The sequence below is a fragment of the Pantoea sp. XY16 genome, from assembly GCF_025153065.1.
In the GTDB taxonomy this organism is placed as follows: domain Bacteria; phylum Pseudomonadota; class Gammaproteobacteria; order Enterobacterales; family Enterobacteriaceae; genus Pantoea; species Pantoea alfalfae.
Genome location: NZ_JANZNP010000012.1, coordinates 38,632 through 56,544 on the forward strand (window position 1 = coordinate 38,632; position 17,913 = coordinate 56,544).

A 17,913-nucleotide genomic window follows, 5' to 3' on the forward strand; every position below is an offset into this window, starting at 1 on the left:
GTTCTCCCTCAGTGCAGCACCGGCGCGTCTTTGAGGCGCCCGCAGAGTTCATCCATCACCACCTGTCCAAGAAAGCTCAGGCATGGAACCGACTTCAGCGGCCCGGCTGCCAGCAGGTCGTCGAGCAGTGCGCAGGCAATTTCCTGACCGCGCAGGCGTCCGTGCTGGCGCAGATAGAAGCCCTCCAGCTCGGTTTCAATGGCGTGCTCAAGACGCGCCAGCGTCAGGCCGGGATAGCGCTTCTGTTCGCGACAGACGGTCAGCCAGGCGCAGGCCACCGCGCGACGCGACAGCGCGGACCGCAGCTCAGTTGAAAGGGTACGCGCGCTCATGGCTTAACCTCCCCGCTCATCCAGCCGTCCTGACAGCGGCTAACAACTCCGTCCAGCTGTTCGGTGATGAGGAAAATCAGCGAGTTCAGCTGCGCCTGCTGTGATGCCGGTGGCTGTTCGTGGCACTCCTGAAGCAGGGTCATGTCGCTGATAAAGCGCCCGGCGTTACGCAGGTGCTCAAGGCGTAGCAGGTCGGCATGGGAAATGGTGGCGTGAGTCATGCGCGCACCTCCTGGACCGGCAGGCGGGCAGCAAGGGACAGTACGTAATGGCGGGCCAGCGTCAGGCGTGCGGCGCGTTCGTCAGTGGCAACGGTGCGGAGCATGTGGATACGCTGCTGGCGCTCGGTACGGCGCACGGCGGCAAAGACGAAAACAAACTGAGGGTATGGGGAATTAAGGACCGTAGCCATAGGGGCAAACTCCTTTGTTAGCTTTTTACAGCTACCACCAGAGTTCCTACGCTCAAGGGTGGCAGCCCGGACGGGGGTAGGAATACCGGCAACAAAGGAAACCGGCCAGCCCGAAGGCTGCCCCGCCCGGGCCACCATTACGCAGACGGCACAGCGGAAACAGAACCGCTGCCCGAAAAATGGGTGCACATGGGCACAGACACAAAAAAAGACGCATGGCGCGTCTGGTGTCGCCTTTGTTTCGCTCGGGTTCCTACGCCCGGCTGCCGATTTTGCGACAGCATAAAGACTGTACCAGGGAATGGCCCCGGCGCGCAAGCCGGGGAGCAAAGGAAAATGCAGCATGACGGAAAATCTCAAGAGTTGGTGAAGATCATGCTGCACGTTCCTGACCGCGTGCGGCGATGCGTGCATTCATCCAGGCGCTGACCTCGCTGGCAAGCCACGCGACGTTCTTGCCGGCAAGCGATACCTGCGCCGGAAAAGCACTGCGGCTAATGAGGTCGTAAATGGTTGAGCGGGACAGGCCGCAGACGTGGATCACTTCTGGCAGGCGCATAAAGCGTTCCTGTACCGGGAATGATACTGGCATGGCAGGGGCCGCCGGGGCGGATGAATGAGCGTTTAAAGTCGTGTGCATGAGCTACCTCTTATGTGTCCGTGAAGCGCCGCACAGGTGTATACGGCATCGGGTAGCTCTTTATTTTGCGAATATTTTTGCCGGTGACAACAACAGAAATCTGTCTGACCGGTCGCACAAAAACCACATAAAGCATGGGTGTACGAGAACAGTACTAAATAGTGCTAAAGAGTACTAAGAAGGTTTTATCCAATAACTTTAAGTTTGCTTCAGCCGGATTTTAAAAACTACTCATTCTAAAGGGAGAATAAGGCCGGAATCCCGGCGATGAACAATGGTGAACAGAGGGTGAAGGATGTTTTTTCAACTATTCACCCTCTAACTTACTGTATTTAATATTTTTTTCTATGTAGTGAAGAATAGTGAAGGATTTATATAAAACTGAAAGCTGATAATAGGCTTCAGTGATACCTTTTCCTGGCTCGCCAGAAGTAAAGCTTTTGTCTGGTCCGTCATACAACGCCATCCGGTAGAAGCCGCTGTGCCAGACCCGGCACAATTGACTTACTGAAACCAGCCGACAGGAAACGAGATGGCACTGAAATGTCCCGAATGTGGTCAGGTGGCCCACACCCGCACCAGCGCTTATGAAGCGCCCTCCGTAAAGCGTACCTGGTACCAGTGCCAGAACCTCGACTGCTCCTGCACCTTCACCGCGCTGGAGAGCGTCGAGAAAATCATCATGAAGCCGCACAGGCCCGCAGCGGCAGAGCCGGAACCGCAGAATGACGTACCGGTTCGTCAGCCGCAGACGCTGGGCCGCTATGGTTCAGCAAGCGCCCGCAAAGACCGCCACGCACAGCCCTGACAGAGAGGAAAAACAGCATGACACAGCAGAACATGACAGAAGAAGAGATGAAGACAATCGCTGAACTCGTTGGCTCGCTCGTAGCAAAAAGCCAGAAACCGCTGCAGGATGCGGGGTGGCTCCTGAAGCTGCCCGAAGCCGACGTTATCAGCCATACAACCGCGCTGGTAAAGAGTCTTCCTGCTGGCTGGCAACCCCGCGTCCAGGACCTCCAGGGTAAAATGCTGGCCTGGCTGGAAGCAAAGCAGGCAGAAGCCGCAGCTGAAGACACCATCAGCGCGTTGCGACAGAGCAGAACCGAAACGGAGCAGGCAAGCCAGGACAACCGGGCGCGCTTTCGTGAACTGCTTGAGCAGAGCGGCGGCACCGTCACGCCGGAGATGAAGGCGCTGCGCGCGGAGTATCTGGAACAGCAGGAAACGGCATCAGACCTTTCCGGGTTGATTGCCGAAAAAGAAAAGCAGTTACCTGCTCTGGCCGACGCCACCGGACGCAAAGCCAATGCCTACGTGTTCTGCCACGAGGGCATCATGGACGAGCGTATCGACACGCTTATTGATGAATTTTTTATCGTCCATGGCGTTGAACTTGGCAGTCTGCTCAGGATGAAGTACAGCCAGTTTGAGCGGAATGGCTCAGTCTATGCGCCGGGCGTTATCGAAGGTGCAAACGATGCAGATACGCTGTATCGAAAATTTGCAGTGAACCTCATTGAAGAGTGGACTCATAAAAAACTGCCGCTGAAATTCCGGGATGACGTCATCAGCCTGACCGGCGCTTACCCGTTCAGAGGGGCCAGAACCGACAGGCGCAAGCGCAAAATTTTCTGAGCCAGAGAGATAACCCCTGACTGATACCCGGCTACACGCCGGGCTTTTTTGTGTCCGCTAATCACCGAAGTGAGCGTGCATGTCTATGCTGCATGAAAACGCATGAGTTTAAGGCACCCCGGAACGGCGGGAAAGACCAGCTGCGGCGCGGCGCGGAGCTACTCATGCAGGCGCATGAAAACCGCTACATGAAGTGCGCAGGCGTGGCGGGGCTACGAGCGCGCGCAGAGGGGGGGTGTGAGTAAGGACCCCATAACTCATAAAATATTCTGTATTAATATGTAAATGTAGATTGTATTTATTAAATGGGAGGTTTTAAAAATAACTATAAATTACTAAAAGAGAAGCCAAAGCTTAGTTAACAGTGCTTAATTGATAAAGGTAAAATTTATTATGTGACACTTTCTTGGTGTTACTAAAAGTTTTGAGGGGAGCAACCCCTCATTATGTTATGCAGCCTTATAACCTTCCGTAATAGTACAGTTTTCTAACATGTTTCTAAATGTCGTCATAAGCCCTAATACCTCTTCCATCATCTCAGCAAAGTCATCGACTTCAATTTGAATTTCTTGCCCATGAGCAATGTGATTTCTCCTGTTAACTAGCTTCTGATCTATCAGTTTCTCTTTAGATTCGAAAGGAACATAGTCTAGGCCAAGGCACCAAAGTATCTCCTTAAGCACAGTAGTAGATAAATTTGATTGTGTGTCTACGACGTTTTTGATGGGGATTCTCGCTCTGCTTTGCTGGTTGCTGAGAATATATTTTGTTACCTCATCGAAAGCGGAGTATTTTTTGGAATCGTGTGCGCTATCAATTCTTCCTTTAACTATAAGAGTAATAAAATTGCTTTTTAATTCGTTAATAGAATGCCTTTGATTTGATACATATTCTAAAAAATAAGTGCCTGTTTTTTTGACAAACCCTTCCCAATGAGCATACATCAGTGCTATACCAGCACGGCATAGCACTTGTTTTTGTAAAAAAGAAGCCTTGTCAGTTTCAATGAGATTCTTCATCTCATTCATTTCACGTAGCCTCCATATGTGATCAGTAGCTATCTTATCTATAAGGTCTTCTTTCGTTTTTATCACTTTTTAAAGACCTCCCTTCCTAAGGGAATTAAATGAGGTAAGCGTCTGGTTGCGGTAATTCCTGATCCAGACCAGTTAGTGAATTCTTGATTCGACCAAAGCCCCGAAATCCTTTCATCAATATTATCGTTATCAGTTCCTTCTGAAATATTGTAAGCTAATCCGTAAGTTACAGCTTCGTATTGTGAAACCAGGAATCCACCTGAGTACTTATTCTTAGCTAAGTTATATCTTTTAAAAGAGTTATCAGCGGTATTGTCTGCAAGTTTAGTGAACGTTTTCCGAAATAAATCTCCCCAATATTGGGAGTCGAAGTTTTTATCAGTGCAAATCACACGCATTTTCTCAGATATAAATATTCCAACATCACCCATGGAGTCAAGTTCTTTGATGTCAATAAGAGAGAATATAATAAATCTTAATACAAGTTCAATATCGTAAGATTCACTAATGGCTCTATCGCTCAATGCTATACATTCAAGGAATTTATCGAATTTAGATAGCTCGGCCAGCCAAAAATAAAAATCTTTATTAAGCATAACTAAAATACAGTTTCTTACTTCTTGCGCGCTTAAAGACGAACCTCCCGTATTGAGTCTTTGAAATAAATCATATTTAGCGGTCTCATCGCTTTCTTTTAAAATAATGCTAACGTTAAGCTTGGAACGCTTTATTGTTAGCCTCATATTTTGACCAATTGAATTAGGATCTTCATCGCCTAAATCAGCAGAGCCTTCCCATTTTTTTCCTTCTAAACTAGGTAAGTATTTCGTTCCAGATAATACGAGAGGAGGAATTGGTTTATTATTCTCATCTTTCAGTTGACCCATAAATTGATATATGGTGGACAACCTTTGCAACCCATCAACAACATCCCATATCCCATCACTTCTTTGGCTGACAAAGATGGGAGGGACAGGAATGCCTAGCAATATTGATTCAATTAGATTAGTCTTTTGACTCTCGGACCACCTGTATATCCTTTGGAATTCAGGATGAATATCAATTTCATTATTCTCATACAAGGATAGCCATTCACCAATAGAAATGGCATAGCCATCGGTACGGATTTCTTTTCTTCTCTCGTTAACTTCTTCATTCAAAGACATAAAATTCCTTAGCTTTTATTTTTTACGAAATTAGCCCACCAATCCATGAGCTCAATACGAGCTTTAAGATATGATGACCTATTATATGCACGCCTCACTTCATTCCTGTCAGTGTGCGCGAGTGCAGCTTCAATCACATCCGCGTTAAAATTATTTTCATTAAGAGCGGTACTTGCAATTGAGCGTAACCCGTGAGCAACTAATTTTCCACCAAAACCGATTCTTTTTAGAGCGGCATTTGCCGTTTGGCTATTCATTGGAAGTTTCGGATTATTTCTGCTTGGAAATACATACTCACGGTGTGAGCTTATAGGCTTCATTACTTCTATAATCAAAATTGCGGGCTGAGATAAAGGAACTACATGCTCTCGCCTGGATTTCATCCGTTCGGCGGGAATTGTCCAAAGCTTTGCATTAAGATCGATTTCTGTCCATCGAGCACCTGAAGCCTCAGCAGGGCGTACGAGCGTAAGCAACTGCCATTCTATTAAACAGCGAGTTGGGACAGAGAGATTCGACATAACTAACGATCGCATAAGCTTTGGCAACTCTTCTGGCCGCAACGTCGGCATATGCTGCTTTTTAGGCTTCTCAAACGCCATTCCAATACCAGACGCCGGGTTAGCATCAATTAGACCAGTATTAACCGCATAGATCATTATCTCACTAATGCGTTGCACCAAACGACGAACGGTTTCAAGAGCGCCTCTAGCCTTAATTGGCTCCAAGGCTTCAACCAACTTACGGGCTTTGATCTCCTGTACTGGAATTTCACCGATGGCAGGAAATACATCTTTCTCAAGAGAACGCCATATATCCTTAGCATAATCCGGTGTAACGCTTGCCTGCTTCAAGGCAAACCAGTTAGCGGCTACGGTCGAGAAAATGCTGTTTAACGCGATCTGCTGCTGTTCTATGGCCTGTTCAGCCTGAGTTTGCGGGTCAATGCCATTAGCGAGTAAGGAGAGGTAATCAGCGCGCAGGCGTCTGGCATCTGCCAATGAAAGGGCAGGAAAGGCACCTAGGCCTATCATGGTGCGCTGCTTTGTCGCTGGCCGCTGATAGCGAAAGCGCCAGAGCTTTTTTCCGGTGGTTTTGACAACCATAAAAAGTCCGTCGCCGTCATGTAGCGTCAAATCTTTATCGATGGCTTTGGATCGAAGAACTTCTGTATTGGTGAGGGGACGTGTAGTCCGTGCCATGTGGTTCTTCCTTGCGTAAATTGGTATACGTATTGGCATACATCTTAGCGTATACCAATACGTATACCAATTATCGCCGGATTTGGCTGGATATCTACGGACTACTACAGACGTAAAAAAGCCCGCGAGGCTGGTTCCAAGCGGGCTTTCAGGACTTACCCGGACGTATCCGGTACATAATGTGGTGGAGCTGGCGGGAGTTGAACCCGCGTCCGAAATTACTACACCGTCGGCACTACATGCTTAGTCAGTTTTTACATTCGCCGGTTAGCTGCGAACAGACACGCCACTAACAGACTAGCCTGATTGGATTTAACGCTTCAACCCCAGGCAAGGTATCCACGCGATCTCTTTTGGGTTTGACTTCTCTTGATCCCCGTCTTAAGAGCGGAAGCTAGGGAGAGAAGGCTCTAAGCAGGTTATTAAGCTGCTAGTGCGTAGTTTTCGTCGTTTGCGACTATTTTTTTGCGGCTTTTTACGAGGCAAACCGCCCCTCGGCATGCTCCTAAGGCTTCACAATCCCGTCGAGTCCAGAATCAGCCCCAGAACTTTAAATACTAGCAACTAACTATCTTAAAATCCAGTGCTTAGCGCGCTGAATTCTTCATGATACGTGCTTTGTCTAATTTCCATTCGCGATCTTTAATGTCATCGCGCTTGTCATGCTCTTTCTTACCGCGTGCAACACCAATCTTCAGTTTGCACCAGGCATTCTTCCAGTACAGCGACAGTGCCACGATGGTGTAACCTTCGCGGTTGACGCGGCCATACAGGGAGTCGAGTTCACGTTGCTTCAGCAGCAGCTTACGGCTGCGCGTGGGGTCACAGACCACGTGACTGGAGGCAACGGCTAAGGGTTGAAAGGTTGAACCGAACAGAAAGGCTTCGCCATCGCGCAGCAGAATATAGCTGTCGCTGATGTTAGCTTTACCAGCACGAAGTGACTTAACTTCCCATCCTTGTAACGACAATCCCGCCTCATACTCCTCTTCGATGAAGTACTCGTGGCGAGCGCGTTTGTTCATGGCAACAGTGGCAGAACCGGGTTTGTGTGCTTTTTTCTTTGTCATAGTGTGGCGTATTTTACATCACTTAGTCGGTTATCGCATCCCCAGTCCAGCGGGGCAGCAGGAAACGGGATATTCTAGCACACCCTCACTCGGGGACATTTTTGTTTAATCGCTGAAAATGCTACTATTCAGCGGTTTTGTGATGAACAGGAACCATTATGGCTCAGATTAGTCGTTCGGCGCTGGTCCCGTTTAGTGCCGGGCAGATGTACAAACTTGTAAATGATGTGGATGCCTATCCGCAATTCCTGCCGGGTTGCACCGGAAGCCGCGTACTGGATGCGTCTGAAAATCAGATGACGGCGTCGGTAGATGTGTCGAAGGCGGGCATCAGCAAAACATTTACTACCCGCAACACCCTTACGGATAACCAGAGCATTCATATGGAACTGGTAGATGGACCGTTCCGCAAGCTGACCGGCGGCTGGACGTTCGTCTCGCTGGGCGATGACGCCTGTAAGGTGGAGTTAAGCCTGGAGTTTGAATTCACCAACATGCTGGTAGAGATGGCCTTTGGACGTATTTTCAAAGAGCTTGCCAACAGCATGGTGCAGGCTTTCACTCAGCGTGCCAAAGAGGTATACAGTGCCTGAGATCTCCGTTGAGGTGGTCTACGCCCTACCTGAAAAACAGTATCAGCTTTACGTGGAAGTGGAGCAGGGCAGCACGGTTGAACAGGCTATCCTGAAATCAGGCCTGCCTGAACTGCGTCGTGAGATTGACCTCGCCAGCAACAAAGTAGGCATCTACAGTCGGCCAGTGAAGCTGGATGATGTGGTTCAGGAGGGCGATCGTATTGAGATCTATCGTCCGCTGATTGCTGATCCAAAAGAGCTGCGTCGTCAGCGCGCAGAGCGAGCGGCAGAAAGCAAAAAATAAGTCGTTATACCGCCAGAATCAGCGGATAGCCGGCATAAAAAAAGGCGCTCAGTGCGCCTTTTGTGCTGTCTTTAAAACGGTCTGTCGTGAAATCAGTCGTTGTTCTTTGACAGATTCTGCTTGTTATCGATATTGGTCAGAACACCGTTGCCATCAAAGGTCAGCGTCAGCGTCTGCTGCTTCACGCGCTCATGACCTGGCTCCTGACGGAAAACGTAATACCAGACGTTGCTGCCAAACGGATCTTTCATCATCGGCGTACCGAGCGTGTAAGCCACCTGCTGCTGTGTCATACCGGTATGGATCTTGGCCACATCGTTGGCAACCAGATAATTACCCTGGTTGATATCAGGACGATAGACCACGCGCTCTAAGGTGGAACATCCGGCGGTCATCATCAACATTACCACTGCCGCGGCAGTCAGCGTTTTACAGCGCATCTATACATTCCTTTTCCGGGGCCAAACGCCTTTAACAGGCGGCTTTCTTGCCATCAAAATCTGAACTCTGCCTGCGGCAGGCTTTATTACTCTGGCGACATAAGTGCCGATGATAATAAACCTTTTCGCCGTTGGAAACCTCTACAGAGCAAGCATATGACCACGGTGGGTTAAAAAAGTGCGCCGCTATGCGGCTAAAAGTTCTTTTGCGTTGGCCAGGGTATTGCGTGTCACCTCGCTGCCGCCCAGCAGTCGCGCCAGTTCCTGCAGACGCGCACGCTTATCCAGCGGCTGCATATGGGTTTCGGTCATCGCGCCATCGGTCTCTTTGCTGACATAGAAGTGCTGATGACCACAACCGGCAACCTGCGGCAGGTGGGTGACACACATGACCTGGGTCGATTCACCCAGTTGACGGAGCAGTTTACCGACGACGGCGGCGGTCGGGCCGCTGATTCCGACATCCACTTCATCGAAAATCATCGCCGGCGTTTCCATTTTCTTCGCGGTGATCACCTGAATCGCCAGCGCGATACGTGACAGTTCACCGCCCGAAGCGACTTTGCCTAACGGCTGCAGTGGCTGACCTGGGTTCGTCGTCACCTGGAAGTCAACGCGGCTCGCGCCATCTGCCGTCAGTTGATCCGGATTAAAGTTCAGGGCGATTTTAAACTGGCCATGGGGCATTGAAAGCAGATGCATACTCTGGGTAATCAGCTGCTGCAGTTCATCGGCAAAGTGGCTGCGCTGCTGATGCAGCTGCTCTGCGCTTTGCAGTGCCGCCTGATAATGTTCACCCACCAGCGATTGCAGGCTTTCCTGGTCGCTTTCGTGCTGTGACAGCAACTCGGCTTCTGCCAGCAACTGCTGATGCAGTTCAGGCAGACCTTCTGGCGTGACGTGATGCTTACGTGCCAGCGCAATCTGGCGGGAAATACGCTTCTCAAGTTCGTACAGTCGATTGGGGTCCAGGTCAAGGCTGTCGCAGTAGTGACGCAGTTCGTCGCTGGCTTCGCTCAGCTGAATCGCCGCCTCCTCCAGCAGGTTATGAACGCCGTTCAGCTTCTCATCCAGCGAGGTCAGTTCTGAAATCATCTCACGCGCGGTGTAGAGCAGGCTGTTGAGATTATTGTCATCGCTGTCTGCTAACAGCTGCAGCGCCTGCTGGCTGGTCGACAGCAGCTGTCCGCTGTTGGCAAGGCGCTTGTACTCTTCGTCAATCTGCTCGTATTCGCCCTGCTGCGGCGCAAACTCGTTCAGCTCTTTGAGCTGATACTGCAATAGCTCGCGACGTGATTCGCGCTCCTGCGCCTGCTGCTGATGCAGCGCCAGGGTGCGACAGCTCTGGTGCCAGGTCTGATAACTGGCGCGCATTTGCTGCAGGAGATCGTCGTGACCGGCATAGGCATCCAGCAGATGCTTCTGATGATCGGGTTTGAGCAAAAGCTGATGGGCATGCTGACCGTGGATCTGGATAAGCAGCTGGCCCAGATCGCGCAGCTGAGAGAGCGGCACCGCTGTGCCATTGATAAAGCCGCGGGAACGACCGTCAGCGCTGATGACCCGACGCAGCAGACACTCGTTGCCGTCGTCGAGTTGATTATCCATCAGCCAGCGCTGAGCAGAAGGGGAGGACTTAAGCTGGAAGCGGGCGCAAAGGTCAGCCCGGCTGGCACCCTGACGCACCATGTCAGCATCGGCACGGCCGCCCAGACATAATCCCAGCGCATCAATCGCGATGGACTTACCGGCACCGGTTTCACCAGTGATTGCAGTCATGCCGCGTTGGAAATCAATGTCGAGCTCACGAACGATAGCGAAATTACTGATGGTCAGTTGGGCCAGCATAGGTTCACCTGTACGAATAAACACATATGGTTTTTCATACAGTATAAACTGGTTTTTTATCCAGTAAAGAGAAGAGGCCGGTTTTCAGAACAATTTTTTTGACCAGCCTAGCTTTGAACTCAGCGTATTGAAATAGCTGTAATTTTTAGGATGAATTAAATCAAGATGACCGGCACTGCGTCGAATCAGTACATCTTCACCTTCCTGAATAGGCAGCGCAATCTGGCTGTCACAGCTGATTTCCAGGTCGCTGCGACGTGAAGAAAAGCGCAGACGGATGGTACTGCTGCTGTTGATGACCAGTGGACGCGCTGACAGCGTATGCGGGAACATCGGTACCAGCACAATGGCTTCGAGTGACGGCGTCAGAATCGGACCACCCGCAGAGAGGGAATAGGCAGTAGAGCCGGTGGGTGTTGAGATAATCAGCCCATCAGAGCGCTGGGAAAAGGCGAACACTTCATCAATGTAGACTTCAAATTCGATCATGTGCGCGACTTTACCGGGATGCAGCACCACTTCGTTGATGGCAGAGCCAATACGCGGTGAGCAGTCAGATTTGCACACCTGCGCTTCCAGCAGAAAGCGGCTCTCGACGAAATAGTTGCCCTGAAGGACCTCATCCAGCTGTTGCTGCGCATTGTCCGGGTCAAGATCGGTGAGAAAACCGAGATTACCGCGATTAATGCCAATCACTTTAATATCATAGCGCGCCAGCACCCGCGCAGCGCCCAGCATATTACCATCACCGCCCACAACGACTGCTAAATCAGCCTGCGCACCAATCTCCGCCAGCGTGCCGGTCTGCACGTCGTGAAGCGACAGCTCCTGGGCAATCTGCTTCTCAACGATCACCTGATAACCTTTGGCCGTCAGCCAGCGCCAGAGCATCTCATGCGTGGTTAGCGCGGTGGGATGGCGCGGATGACCCAAGATACCAATGCAGTTAAAGTGTTTGTTCATCTGGTCGGTGTTCCTTATAAGCCAAAACGGCAAGGCAATGTGATAGGTTCCCTTGAATCCGTCATACCAATCCCCATAATAAGCCAACCAGCGAAATGAATGTGCAAAACGCGGAGAAATTCATGAGTAGTAAAGAACAGAACACCCCAAACGAGCAAGTCTCAGACGAAATTCAGCAGGATCAGCAGCAACCTCAGGAAGCGGAGACAGCAGCAGAGGTGGATCCGCGTGATGAGCGTATTGCTCAGCTCGAAGCTGAATTAGCGCAGTCGCAGACCGGTGTACGCGATGCCCAACTGCGTGCGCAGGCTGAGGTTGAGAACATTCGTCGTCGTGCCGAGATGGACGTTGAGAAGGCGCACAAGTTTGCGCTGGAGAAGTTTGCCAATGAACTGCTTCCGGTCATCGACAGCCTGGAACGTGCGCTGGAAGTGGCCAATAAAGAGGACCCACAGCTGGCATCCATGATCGAAGGGATTGAACTGACGCTCAAAGGCTTGCTCGGTGCCGTGCGTAAGTTCGGTGTTGAAGTGGTCGGCGAAACCGGCGTGCCATTCAACCCTGAAGTCCATCAGGCGATGTCGATGATGGAGTCTGAAGAATTTGAACCTAACCATGTCATGCTGGTGATGCAGCGTGGCTATACGCTGAATGGTCGCCTGCTGCGCCCGGCGATGGTTGCGGTTTCTAAAGCTAAAAGCTGATTCAACGCCTGAATCCTGTTACACGGCCGCGCACTGACGCGGCCGTGTGCGATCTGGCGCTATGCAGGTAAGACCGGCGTCCAGTCCACCGGATTTTTACCGGCAGCGCTCAGCAATTCATTGGTCGCTGAGAAGTGTTTGCTGCCGAAAAATCCACGATGTGCAGAAAGCGGCGAGGGATGGGGCGCCTGCAGCACATGATGGCGCTTGCGATCAATAATGCTGCCTTTCTTCTGCGCATGTGAGCCCCACAGCAGGAAAATCACCCCTTCACAGTGCTGGTTAATCGCCGCAATGACGTTGTCCGTAAAGGTCTCCCAGCCAAAACGAGCATGGGAATGAGCTTTACCCGCCTCGACCGTTAACACCGTGTTCAGCAACATCACCCCCTGTTTTGCCCAGCTCTCAAGAAAGCCGTGATCGGGTTTCCGGAAGCCGGGAATATCCTGCATCAGTTCTTTGTAGATATTCTGCAGTGACGGAGGCACCTGAACGCCCGGCAACACTGAGAAGGCGAGTCCATGCGCCTGATTCGGCCCGTGATAGGGATCCTGCCCCAGAATCACGACGCTGACGTCACCGAGTTTCGTCAGGCGAAACGCATTGAACACATCTTTCTGCGGCGGATAGACGGTTACACCCGCGGCGCGTTCATCGGCGACCTGCTTCAGCGTCTCAATAAAATAGGGTTTCTCTTTCTCTTCAGCCAGCACGTCGTGCCAGGTCAGCTTTTCAGCCATGTTTAACTCCCTTAACGTTAGTGGAGTAAGCTTAGCCGTTCCTGCCGCTGACCTGAAGGCAAAAATAATTTGAAAAATACAAATTATTTTTAACTGGCAGGCATTTTGAGATCAATGGTTTAGCGAAAAAGTGCGCCGAATGGCTGATTAATATTGATACAAGTCAAGGCTGTTGCGAATGAACGATGGTATACCGGGGCCTCAAATTTGATTTATTCACGTATTATCCGGGAGACGCAATCATGATCACTGGTATCCAGATCACTCAAACTAACAATTCTCAACTTCTGAACTCCTTCTGGCTGCTGGATGAAGAGAAAGCTGAAGCGCGTTGCCTGTGTGCAAAAGCAGGCTATGAAGAAGATCAGGTTGTCGCCATCAGCGAACTGGGCGAGTTCGCTTACCGTGAAGTGCCGGTTGAAATTAAACCGCAGGTGCGCGTTGAAGGCGGACAGCATCTGAACGTCAACGTTCTGCGTCGTGAAACGCTGGAAGATGCGGTTAAACATCCTGAAAACTACCCACAGCTGACTATTCGTGTTTCAGGCTATGCCGTACGTTTTAACTCGTTGACGCCTGAGCAGCAGCGCGATGTAATCACCCGTACATTTACAGAAAGTCTGTAAACCGCCTGAATTATCGGGTGCTGCCAATTAGCGCAAAGCGCACACAGCAATTTTTATTAGTATTGTTAAAGAGATAAGCAGTTAACTACAGGGCATGCGAATGCCAGTGTTGTCAGGAAAACGTACTGGCAGAAAAAACACTCTTAAAAGGCCGTAACTGACTATCAGATAAAAAAAATCGCCTCCTGAGAGGCGATTTTTTTATGCGTATGATGTTTTATTCCGCATTCTCGTTAGCTGGCGTAGTGCCGCTTGCCTTGCGGCGTTTGCCGACATTTTTGGCATCACGATGGCGTTTTTTCACTCGCGGTTTTTCCGTTTCGCTGGCTTTCTTCTCTGCACGCTTCGCCAGCACCTTTTTCGACGGTTTACCCGTAGTTTTAGCATTTGGCGCACGCGTTTCAGGGCGCAGCTCATCAATCACGCGCGCTTTGATCGGTTCGTTCACATAGCGGGTGATTTTGCCCAGCAGAACGAAGTCGTGCGCTTCGACCAATGAAATGGCGATGCCTTTACGGCCCGCACGACCGGTACGACCGATGCGGTGCAGATAGGTATCGGCGGTACGCGGCATGTCATAGTTGAAGACATGGCTGACATCTTCAACATCGATACCACGCGCGGCGATATCCGTCGCAACCAGCACGTTAACGCGTCCTTCACTCAGACGCTTAATCGCTTCGTTACGCTTGGCCTGAACCATTTCGCCTTCAAGATAGCTGCTACGAATCCCCGCTTCGTGCAGCCAGCTCACCAGTTCATGCAGACGTTCACGCTTACGCACAAACACGATGCTGCGCGTCACATCCGGCTGCTTCAGCAGATGAATCAGTAATTTGGTTTTATGCTGCAGATCATCAGCGCGGTAGTACCACTGCTGGATCTTTTTGCGCTCGCGACGGCTCGGATCCGCTTCCAGCTCAACCGGTTCGTTAAGCAGACGCTCGGCGAAGTCACGGATATTGTCGCCTTCCAGCGTGGCGGAAAACAGCATGGTTTGCTTGCGCCAGCGCGTTTCAGCCGCGATGGTTTCGATATCCTGAGCAAAGCCCATATCAAGCATGCGGTCCGCTTCATCCAGTATCAGGGTTTCTACGGCGCGGCAGTCAAAGTTCTCTTCTTTGATGTACTGCAACAGACGGCCGGTGGTCGCGACCACAATGTCCTGATTTTCGCTGAAAACTTCGGCATGGTTCATATAAGCCACGCCGCCGGTGATCGTGGCGATGTCCAGATGCGTATGTTTCGCCAGCTCACGCGCATGATCGGCAACCTGCATCGCCAGTTCACGGGTCGGGGTCACAATCAGGATGCGTGGCGGCCCCGATTTCTTGCGCGGAAAATCAAGCAGGTGCTGCAGCGCCGGTAACAGATACGCGGCGGTTTTCCCGGTTCCTGTAGGTGCCGAACCCAGAACGTCACGGCCCTCCAGCGCGGGCGGAATTGCAGCGGCCTGGATCACTGTTGGGCGCGTAAAGCCTTTTTCCTGCAACGCTTGTAGCAGGCTTTCGTCGAGTTCGAGTTCGGAAAATGTGGTTACTGTCATGGTCTACCTCAGTTTGGGGCGCTGATTATAGACAGATCAGACTGAATCTTCATCTGTTAATCCGTTTCCGCTGCGCCTGGGATTGTCTGCTGCGTGAATTCCCACTGTTGTCACGTTACACTCACGCGCTGCCGTGCGGCAGGAAAAAAACGATGGTAGTGACGAATGATGCAGGATAAGCCGCGTGAACGGCCTCAGTTAAACAAGAACGGTTTTACCTTTAAACAATTTTTTGTTGCCCACGATCGCTGTGCGATGAAAGTGGGCACCGATGCCATTCTGCTTGGTGCCTGGGCACCGGTCGCCGGAGTGAGACGCATTCTGGATATTGGCAGTGGCAGCGGATTAATCGCGCTGATGCTTGCGCAGCGCACGCCGTCACAGATTCAAATCGATGCGGTGGAGTTAGAACCTGAAGCCGCACAGCAGGCGCAGGAGAATGTGCAGCAGTCACCGTGGCCTGAACGTATTCAGGTTCATCAGCAGGATATCGCCAGCTGGGCTGAACAGTGTGATAAACGTTATTCACTGATTGTCAGCAATCCCCCTTATTTCGCGCCGGGCGTAGCCTGCTCTACCGTGGCTCGGGACAACGCACGTGCAACGGCCTCGCTCGATCATCAGACGCTGTTACGCAGTTCAGCCTTATTAATTGAAGAAGAGGGGATGTTCTGCGTGGTGCTGCCCATCGATATTGGGCAGACGTTTATCACCCTGGCGCAGGCCGATGGCTGGTATCTGCGTTTCCGGCTGGACGTGGCGGAATATGCTCATCGTCCGCCGCGCCGCGTCGTGCTGGGGCTGTCGCCGCAGGCCGGTGAAACGCTGCTGGAGCGTCTCGCAATCCGCGCACCAGACACCCGTTATTCTGATGAGTGGTGTAGCCTGACGCAGGACTTTTACCTCTTCATGTAACCTCGCGGGGTCAGAATAGTTGGCAGCGCTTCTGGCAGTAAGTCAGGATAGTCACGGATATAGTGCAGGCCGCGACTTTCTTTACGCTCCAGCGCGCAGCGCACCATCAGGTCAGCGACCTGCACCAGATTCCGCAGCTCCAGCAGATTATTGGAGAGGCGGAAATGGCGGTAATATTCATCGATCTCCTGCTGAAGCAGGTTGATGCGACGCAACGCCCGTTCCAGCCGCCGGGTAGTGCGGACGATTCCCATATAATCCCACATGAACAGACGCAACTCATGCCAGTTATGCTGGATCACGACGCGTTCATCGGCGTCATCAACCTGACTCTCATCCCATGCGGGGAGTGCAGTGACGGCTTCAATGCCGGGCAGGGTACGCATCAACTCCTCTGACGCGGACCAGCCATACACCAGACACTCCAGCAGCGAATTGGAGGCCATGCGGTTAGCGCCATGCAGGCCGGTATAACTCACCTCACCAATGGCATACAGGCCACTGACGTCGGTCTGACCGTGCTGATCGACGACGACGCCACCGCAGGTGTAGTGCGCGGCGGGTACAATCGGGATCGGCTCTTTGGTCAGGTCAAAGCCAAAGGTCAGCAATTTCTCATAGATCATCGGGAAGTGTGCGCGCACAAACTCTTCAGGCTGGTGGCTGATATCCAGATACATACAGTCAACGCCCAGCCGTTTCATCTCATGGTCGATAGCCCGGGCAACAATATCGCGCGGGGCCAGTTCGGCGCGCTCATCGAAATCGGGCATAAAACGGCTACCATCGGGACGTAACAGCCAGGCACCTTCTCCGCGTAACGCTTCGGTTAACAGGAAATTCTGCGCCTGCGGATGAAACAGGCAGGTCGGATGGAACTGGTTAAATTCCAGATTGGCCACCCGGCAGCCCGCGCGCCACGCCATCGCTATGCCATCACCGGAAGCAATGTCAGGGTTAGTGGTATATTGATAGACTTTGGCGGCACCGCCGGTTGCAACGACGACGGCCCGCGCCCGACAGGTTTCGACCTGCTCGCGATTACGGTTCCAGATCCACGCACCCACCACCCGGCGTGGGCCAGGCAGGCCGATTTTATCTGAAAGAATCAGATCGACCGCATTAGTCCGTTCCAGAATCCGGATGTTAGGGTGGCTTAATGCCTGGCTCACCAGCGTGGTTTCCACCGCATGGCCGGTGGCGTCAGCGCTGTGCAGAATGCGGCGATGACTGTGGCCGCCTTCGCGAGTCAGGTGATAGCGCATGTCACCCGCCGCCTGCGGATCGAGATCAAAGGCAACGCCGTTGTCGATCAGCCACTGCACGCAATGCCGGGCATTACTGGCAATAAACGACACGGCCTCACGATCGCATAATCCTGCGCCGGCAATCAGCGTATCTTCGATATGCGACTCGATGCTGTCCGTCTCATCAAATACCGCAGCAATACCACCCTGCGCATAAAGGGTTGACCCTTCATTGACCTGCGCTTTACTGAGAACGGTTACCTGATACTGTTTCGCCAGCCGTAACGCCAGCGACAGGCCGGCCGCACCGCTGCCCACAATCAACACATCACACTGATAATCCGGATTCGCATTCATCATAATGTTTAATTTACTAAACAAGACCAGGCCTGAGCATAAGCGCAACAGGAGGTTCTGTGAAGTATTTTAAACACATGCCACGCGCGTTCATCTGGCTATGATCATAAGTCTTCTATAATCAGTACGTTAAAAACGGACTGCTTTAACT

General features: G+C 51.6%; 21 protein-coding genes and 1 other RNA gene. 7 read left to right on the plus strand and 15 right to left on the minus strand.

Going from position 1 to position 17,913, the window contains the following annotated elements:
- Positions 1 to 8: 8 nt before the first annotated feature.
- From N1689_RS16795 to N1689_RS16810, 4 genes are read right to left on the minus strand one after another with little or no spacing between them, the layout of a single operon-like run.
- Entirely contained in the window at positions 9 to 332 is a 324-nt protein-coding gene (locus tag N1689_RS16795; protein ID WP_207091590.1) for a DUF5375 domain-containing protein, read from the minus strand.
- The gene (locus tag N1689_RS16800) at positions 329 to 553 is read right to left on the minus strand and encodes a hypothetical protein (protein ID WP_260059491.1); all 225 of its coding nucleotides are present in this window, start codon (positions 551 to 553) and stop codon (positions 329 to 331) included. The genes N1689_RS16795 and N1689_RS16800 overlap by 4 nt, the downstream gene beginning before the upstream one ends.
- The gene (locus N1689_RS16805) at positions 550 to 1,089 is read right to left on the minus strand and encodes a host cell division inhibitor Icd-like protein (protein ID WP_260059578.1); all 540 of its coding nucleotides are present in this window, start codon (positions 1,087 to 1,089) and stop codon (positions 550 to 552) included. The genes N1689_RS16800 and N1689_RS16805 overlap by 4 nt, the downstream gene beginning before the upstream one ends.
- 28 nt (positions 1,090 to 1,117) lie before the next feature.
- Complete coding sequence (locus N1689_RS16810) at positions 1,118 to 1,384, minus strand: AlpA family transcriptional regulator (RefSeq protein ID WP_260059492.1); 267 nt, start codon at positions 1,382 to 1,384, stop codon at positions 1,118 to 1,120.
- Positions 1,385 to 1,916: 532 nt separating this feature from the next.
- Here N1689_RS16810 and N1689_RS16815 point away from each other — a divergent pair.
- Positions 1,917 to 2,192: an ogr/Delta-like zinc finger family protein gene (locus tag N1689_RS16815; RefSeq protein WP_010671763.1), complete on the plus strand. Its 276-nt coding sequence runs from the start codon at positions 1,917 to 1,919 to the stop codon at positions 2,190 to 2,192.
- A gap of 17 nt (positions 2,193 to 2,209) precedes the next feature.
- The gene (locus tag N1689_RS16820) at positions 2,210 to 3,022 is read left to right on the plus strand and encodes a hypothetical protein (protein WP_260059494.1); all 813 of its coding nucleotides are present in this window, start codon (positions 2,210 to 2,212) and stop codon (positions 3,020 to 3,022) included.
- 449 nt (positions 3,023 to 3,471) lie between these two features.
- Here N1689_RS16820 and N1689_RS16825 read toward each other — a convergent pair whose 3' ends face one another.
- The 5 genes from N1689_RS16825 to smpB form a co-directional block, all read right to left on the minus strand.
- Entirely contained in the window at positions 3,472 to 4,116 is a 645-nt protein-coding gene (locus tag N1689_RS16825; RefSeq protein WP_260059496.1) for an MAE_28990/MAE_18760 family HEPN-like nuclease, read from the minus strand.
- The gene (locus N1689_RS16830) at positions 4,113 to 5,225 is read right to left on the minus strand and encodes a DUF262 domain-containing protein (RefSeq protein WP_260059498.1); all 1,113 of its coding nucleotides are present in this window, start codon (positions 5,223 to 5,225) and stop codon (positions 4,113 to 4,115) included. The genes N1689_RS16825 and N1689_RS16830 overlap by 4 nt, the downstream gene beginning before the upstream one ends.
- Before the next feature lie 8 nt (positions 5,226 to 5,233).
- Positions 5,234 to 6,427 (minus strand): integrase domain-containing protein, encoded by a 1,194-nt coding sequence (locus tag N1689_RS16835; protein WP_260059499.1) that lies wholly within the window; start codon positions 6,425 to 6,427, stop codon positions 5,234 to 5,236.
- Positions 6,428 to 6,609: 182 nt separating this feature from the next.
- Positions 6,610 to 6,971, minus strand: a transfer-messenger RNA (tmRNA) gene (gene ssrA, locus N1689_RS16840).
- Positions 6,972 to 7,014: 43 nt separating this feature from the next.
- A complete protein-coding gene (gene smpB / locus N1689_RS16845) occupies positions 7,015 to 7,497 on the minus strand; it encodes an SsrA-binding protein SmpB (protein ID WP_033733561.1) in 483 nt (160 codons plus the stop codon).
- A 158-nt stretch (positions 7,498 to 7,655) separates the two neighbouring features.
- Here smpB and N1689_RS16850 point away from each other — a divergent pair, with 158 nt between their 5' ends.
- The gene (locus N1689_RS16850) at positions 7,656 to 8,090 is read left to right on the plus strand and encodes a type II toxin-antitoxin system RatA family toxin (protein ID WP_222925111.1); all 435 of its coding nucleotides are present in this window, start codon (positions 7,656 to 7,658) and stop codon (positions 8,088 to 8,090) included.
- On the plus strand, positions 8,083 to 8,376 hold the full coding sequence (locus N1689_RS16855) for an RnfH family protein (protein ID WP_260059501.1): 294 nt from the start codon (positions 8,083 to 8,085) through the stop codon (positions 8,374 to 8,376). The genes N1689_RS16850 and N1689_RS16855 overlap by 8 nt, the downstream gene beginning before the upstream one ends.
- Positions 8,377 to 8,468: 92 nt before the next feature.
- Here the strand turns inward: N1689_RS16855 and bamE are convergent, their stop codons facing one another.
- From bamE to nadK, 3 genes are all read right to left on the minus strand, one after another.
- Positions 8,469 to 8,816, minus strand: coding sequence for an outer membrane protein assembly factor BamE (gene bamE, locus N1689_RS16860; protein ID WP_161735770.1), 348 nt, complete (start codon positions 8,814 to 8,816; stop codon positions 8,469 to 8,471).
- A gap of 186 nt (positions 8,817 to 9,002) precedes the next feature.
- Positions 9,003 to 10,664 carry a DNA repair protein RecN gene (gene recN / locus N1689_RS16865; protein WP_260059504.1) on the minus strand — a complete coding sequence of 554 codons (1,662 nt, stop codon included), beginning with the start codon at positions 10,662 to 10,664 and terminating at the stop codon, positions 9,003 to 9,005.
- Between the two features lie 84 nt (positions 10,665 to 10,748).
- The gene (gene nadK / locus N1689_RS16870) at positions 10,749 to 11,627 is read right to left on the minus strand and encodes an NAD(+) kinase (RefSeq protein ID WP_260059506.1); all 879 of its coding nucleotides are present in this window, start codon (positions 11,625 to 11,627) and stop codon (positions 10,749 to 10,751) included.
- 122 nt (positions 11,628 to 11,749) lie between these two features.
- On the opposite strand from nadK, the gene grpE reads away from it, so the two are divergent.
- Positions 11,750 to 12,331 (plus strand): nucleotide exchange factor GrpE, encoded by a 582-nt coding sequence (gene grpE / locus N1689_RS16875; RefSeq protein WP_003848585.1) that lies wholly within the window; start codon positions 11,750 to 11,752, stop codon positions 12,329 to 12,331.
- Between the two features lie 59 nt (positions 12,332 to 12,390).
- On the opposite strand, the gene ung is transcribed toward grpE, so the two are convergent.
- The gene (gene ung, locus N1689_RS16880; RefSeq protein WP_260059509.1) at positions 12,391 to 13,071 is read right to left on the minus strand and encodes a uracil-DNA glycosylase; all 681 of its coding nucleotides are present in this window, start codon (positions 13,069 to 13,071) and stop codon (positions 12,391 to 12,393) included.
- Between the two features lie 242 nt (positions 13,072 to 13,313).
- On the opposite strand from ung, the gene grcA reads away from it, so the two are divergent.
- Positions 13,314 to 13,697, plus strand: a complete 384-nt coding sequence (grcA, locus tag N1689_RS16885; RefSeq protein WP_013358769.1) for an autonomous glycyl radical cofactor GrcA — start codon at positions 13,314 to 13,316, stop codon at positions 13,695 to 13,697.
- A 217-nt stretch (positions 13,698 to 13,914) separates the two neighbouring features.
- On the opposite strand, the gene srmB is transcribed toward grcA, so the two are convergent.
- On the minus strand, positions 13,915 to 15,243 hold the full coding sequence (gene srmB, locus N1689_RS16890; RefSeq protein WP_161736175.1) for an ATP-dependent RNA helicase SrmB: 1,329 nt from the start codon (positions 15,241 to 15,243) through the stop codon (positions 13,915 to 13,917).
- Between the two features lie 165 nt (positions 15,244 to 15,408).
- Here srmB and N1689_RS16895 point away from each other — a divergent pair, with 165 nt between their 5' ends.
- The gene (locus N1689_RS16895) at positions 15,409 to 16,158 is read left to right on the plus strand and encodes a tRNA(1)(Val) (adenine(37)-N(6))-methyltransferase TrmN (protein WP_260059510.1); all 750 of its coding nucleotides are present in this window, start codon (positions 15,409 to 15,411) and stop codon (positions 16,156 to 16,158) included.
- On the opposite strand, the gene nadB is transcribed toward N1689_RS16895, so the two are convergent.
- Complete coding sequence (nadB, locus tag N1689_RS16900) at positions 16,143 to 17,762, minus strand: L-aspartate oxidase (RefSeq protein ID WP_260059580.1); 1,620 nt, start codon at positions 17,760 to 17,762, stop codon at positions 16,143 to 16,145. The two genes, N1689_RS16895 and nadB, sit on opposite strands and share 16 nt — an antisense overlap.
- Positions 17,763 to 17,913 lie beyond the last annotated feature (151 nt).

Bases quoted from the DNA above. Each gene is read 5' to 3' on its own strand.
- N1689_RS16795 (WP_207091590.1), bottom strand. From the start codon at position 332: ATGAGCGCGCGTACCCTTTCAACTGAGCTGCGGTCCGCGCTGTCGCGT.
- N1689_RS16800 (WP_260059491.1), bottom strand. From the start codon at position 553: ATGACTCACGCCACCATTTCCCATGCCGACCTGCTACGCCTTGAGCAC.
- N1689_RS16805 (WP_260059578.1), bottom strand. From the start codon at position 1,089: ATGCTGCATTTTCCTTTGCTCCCCGGCTTGCGCGCCGGGGCCATTCCC.
- N1689_RS16810 (WP_260059492.1), bottom strand. From the start codon at position 1,384: ATGCACACGACTTTAAACGCTCATTCATCCGCCCCGGCGGCCCCTGCC.
- N1689_RS16815 (WP_010671763.1), top strand. From the start codon at position 1,917: ATGGCACTGAAATGTCCCGAATGTGGTCAGGTGGCCCACACCCGCACC.
- N1689_RS16820 (WP_260059494.1), top strand. From the start codon at position 2,210: ATGACACAGCAGAACATGACAGAAGAAGAGATGAAGACAATCGCTGAA.
- N1689_RS16830 (WP_260059498.1), bottom strand. From the start codon at position 5,225: ATGTCTTTGAATGAAGAAGTTAACGAGAGAAGAAAAGAAATCCGTACC.
- N1689_RS16835 (WP_260059499.1), bottom strand. From the start codon at position 6,427: ATGGCACGGACTACACGTCCCCTCACCAATACAGAAGTTCTTCGATCC.
- smpB (WP_033733561.1), bottom strand. From the start codon at position 7,497: ATGACAAAGAAAAAAGCACACAAACCCGGTTCTGCCACTGTTGCCATG.
- N1689_RS16850 (WP_222925111.1), top strand. From the start codon at position 7,656: ATGGCTCAGATTAGTCGTTCGGCGCTGGTCCCGTTTAGTGCCGGGCAG.
- bamE (WP_161735770.1), bottom strand. From the start codon at position 8,816: ATGCGCTGTAAAACGCTGACTGCCGCGGCAGTGGTAATGTTGATGATG.
- recN (WP_260059504.1), bottom strand. From the start codon at position 10,664: ATGCTGGCCCAACTGACCATCAGTAATTTCGCTATCGTTCGTGAGCTC.
- nadK (WP_260059506.1), bottom strand. From the start codon at position 11,627: ATGAACAAACACTTTAACTGCATTGGTATCTTGGGTCATCCGCGCCAT.
- grpE (WP_003848585.1), top strand. From the start codon at position 11,750: ATGAGTAGTAAAGAACAGAACACCCCAAACGAGCAAGTCTCAGACGAA.
- ung (WP_260059509.1), bottom strand. From the start codon at position 13,071: ATGGCTGAAAAGCTGACCTGGCACGACGTGCTGGCTGAAGAGAAAGAG.
- grcA (WP_013358769.1), top strand. From the start codon at position 13,314: ATGATCACTGGTATCCAGATCACTCAAACTAACAATTCTCAACTTCTG.
- srmB (WP_161736175.1), bottom strand. From the start codon at position 15,243: ATGACAGTAACCACATTTTCCGAACTCGAACTCGACGAAAGCCTGCTA.
- N1689_RS16895 (WP_260059510.1), top strand. From the start codon at position 15,409: ATGATGCAGGATAAGCCGCGTGAACGGCCTCAGTTAAACAAGAACGGT.
- nadB (WP_260059580.1), bottom strand. From the start codon at position 17,762: ATGAATGCGAATCCGGATTATCAGTGTGATGTGTTGATTGTGGGCAGC.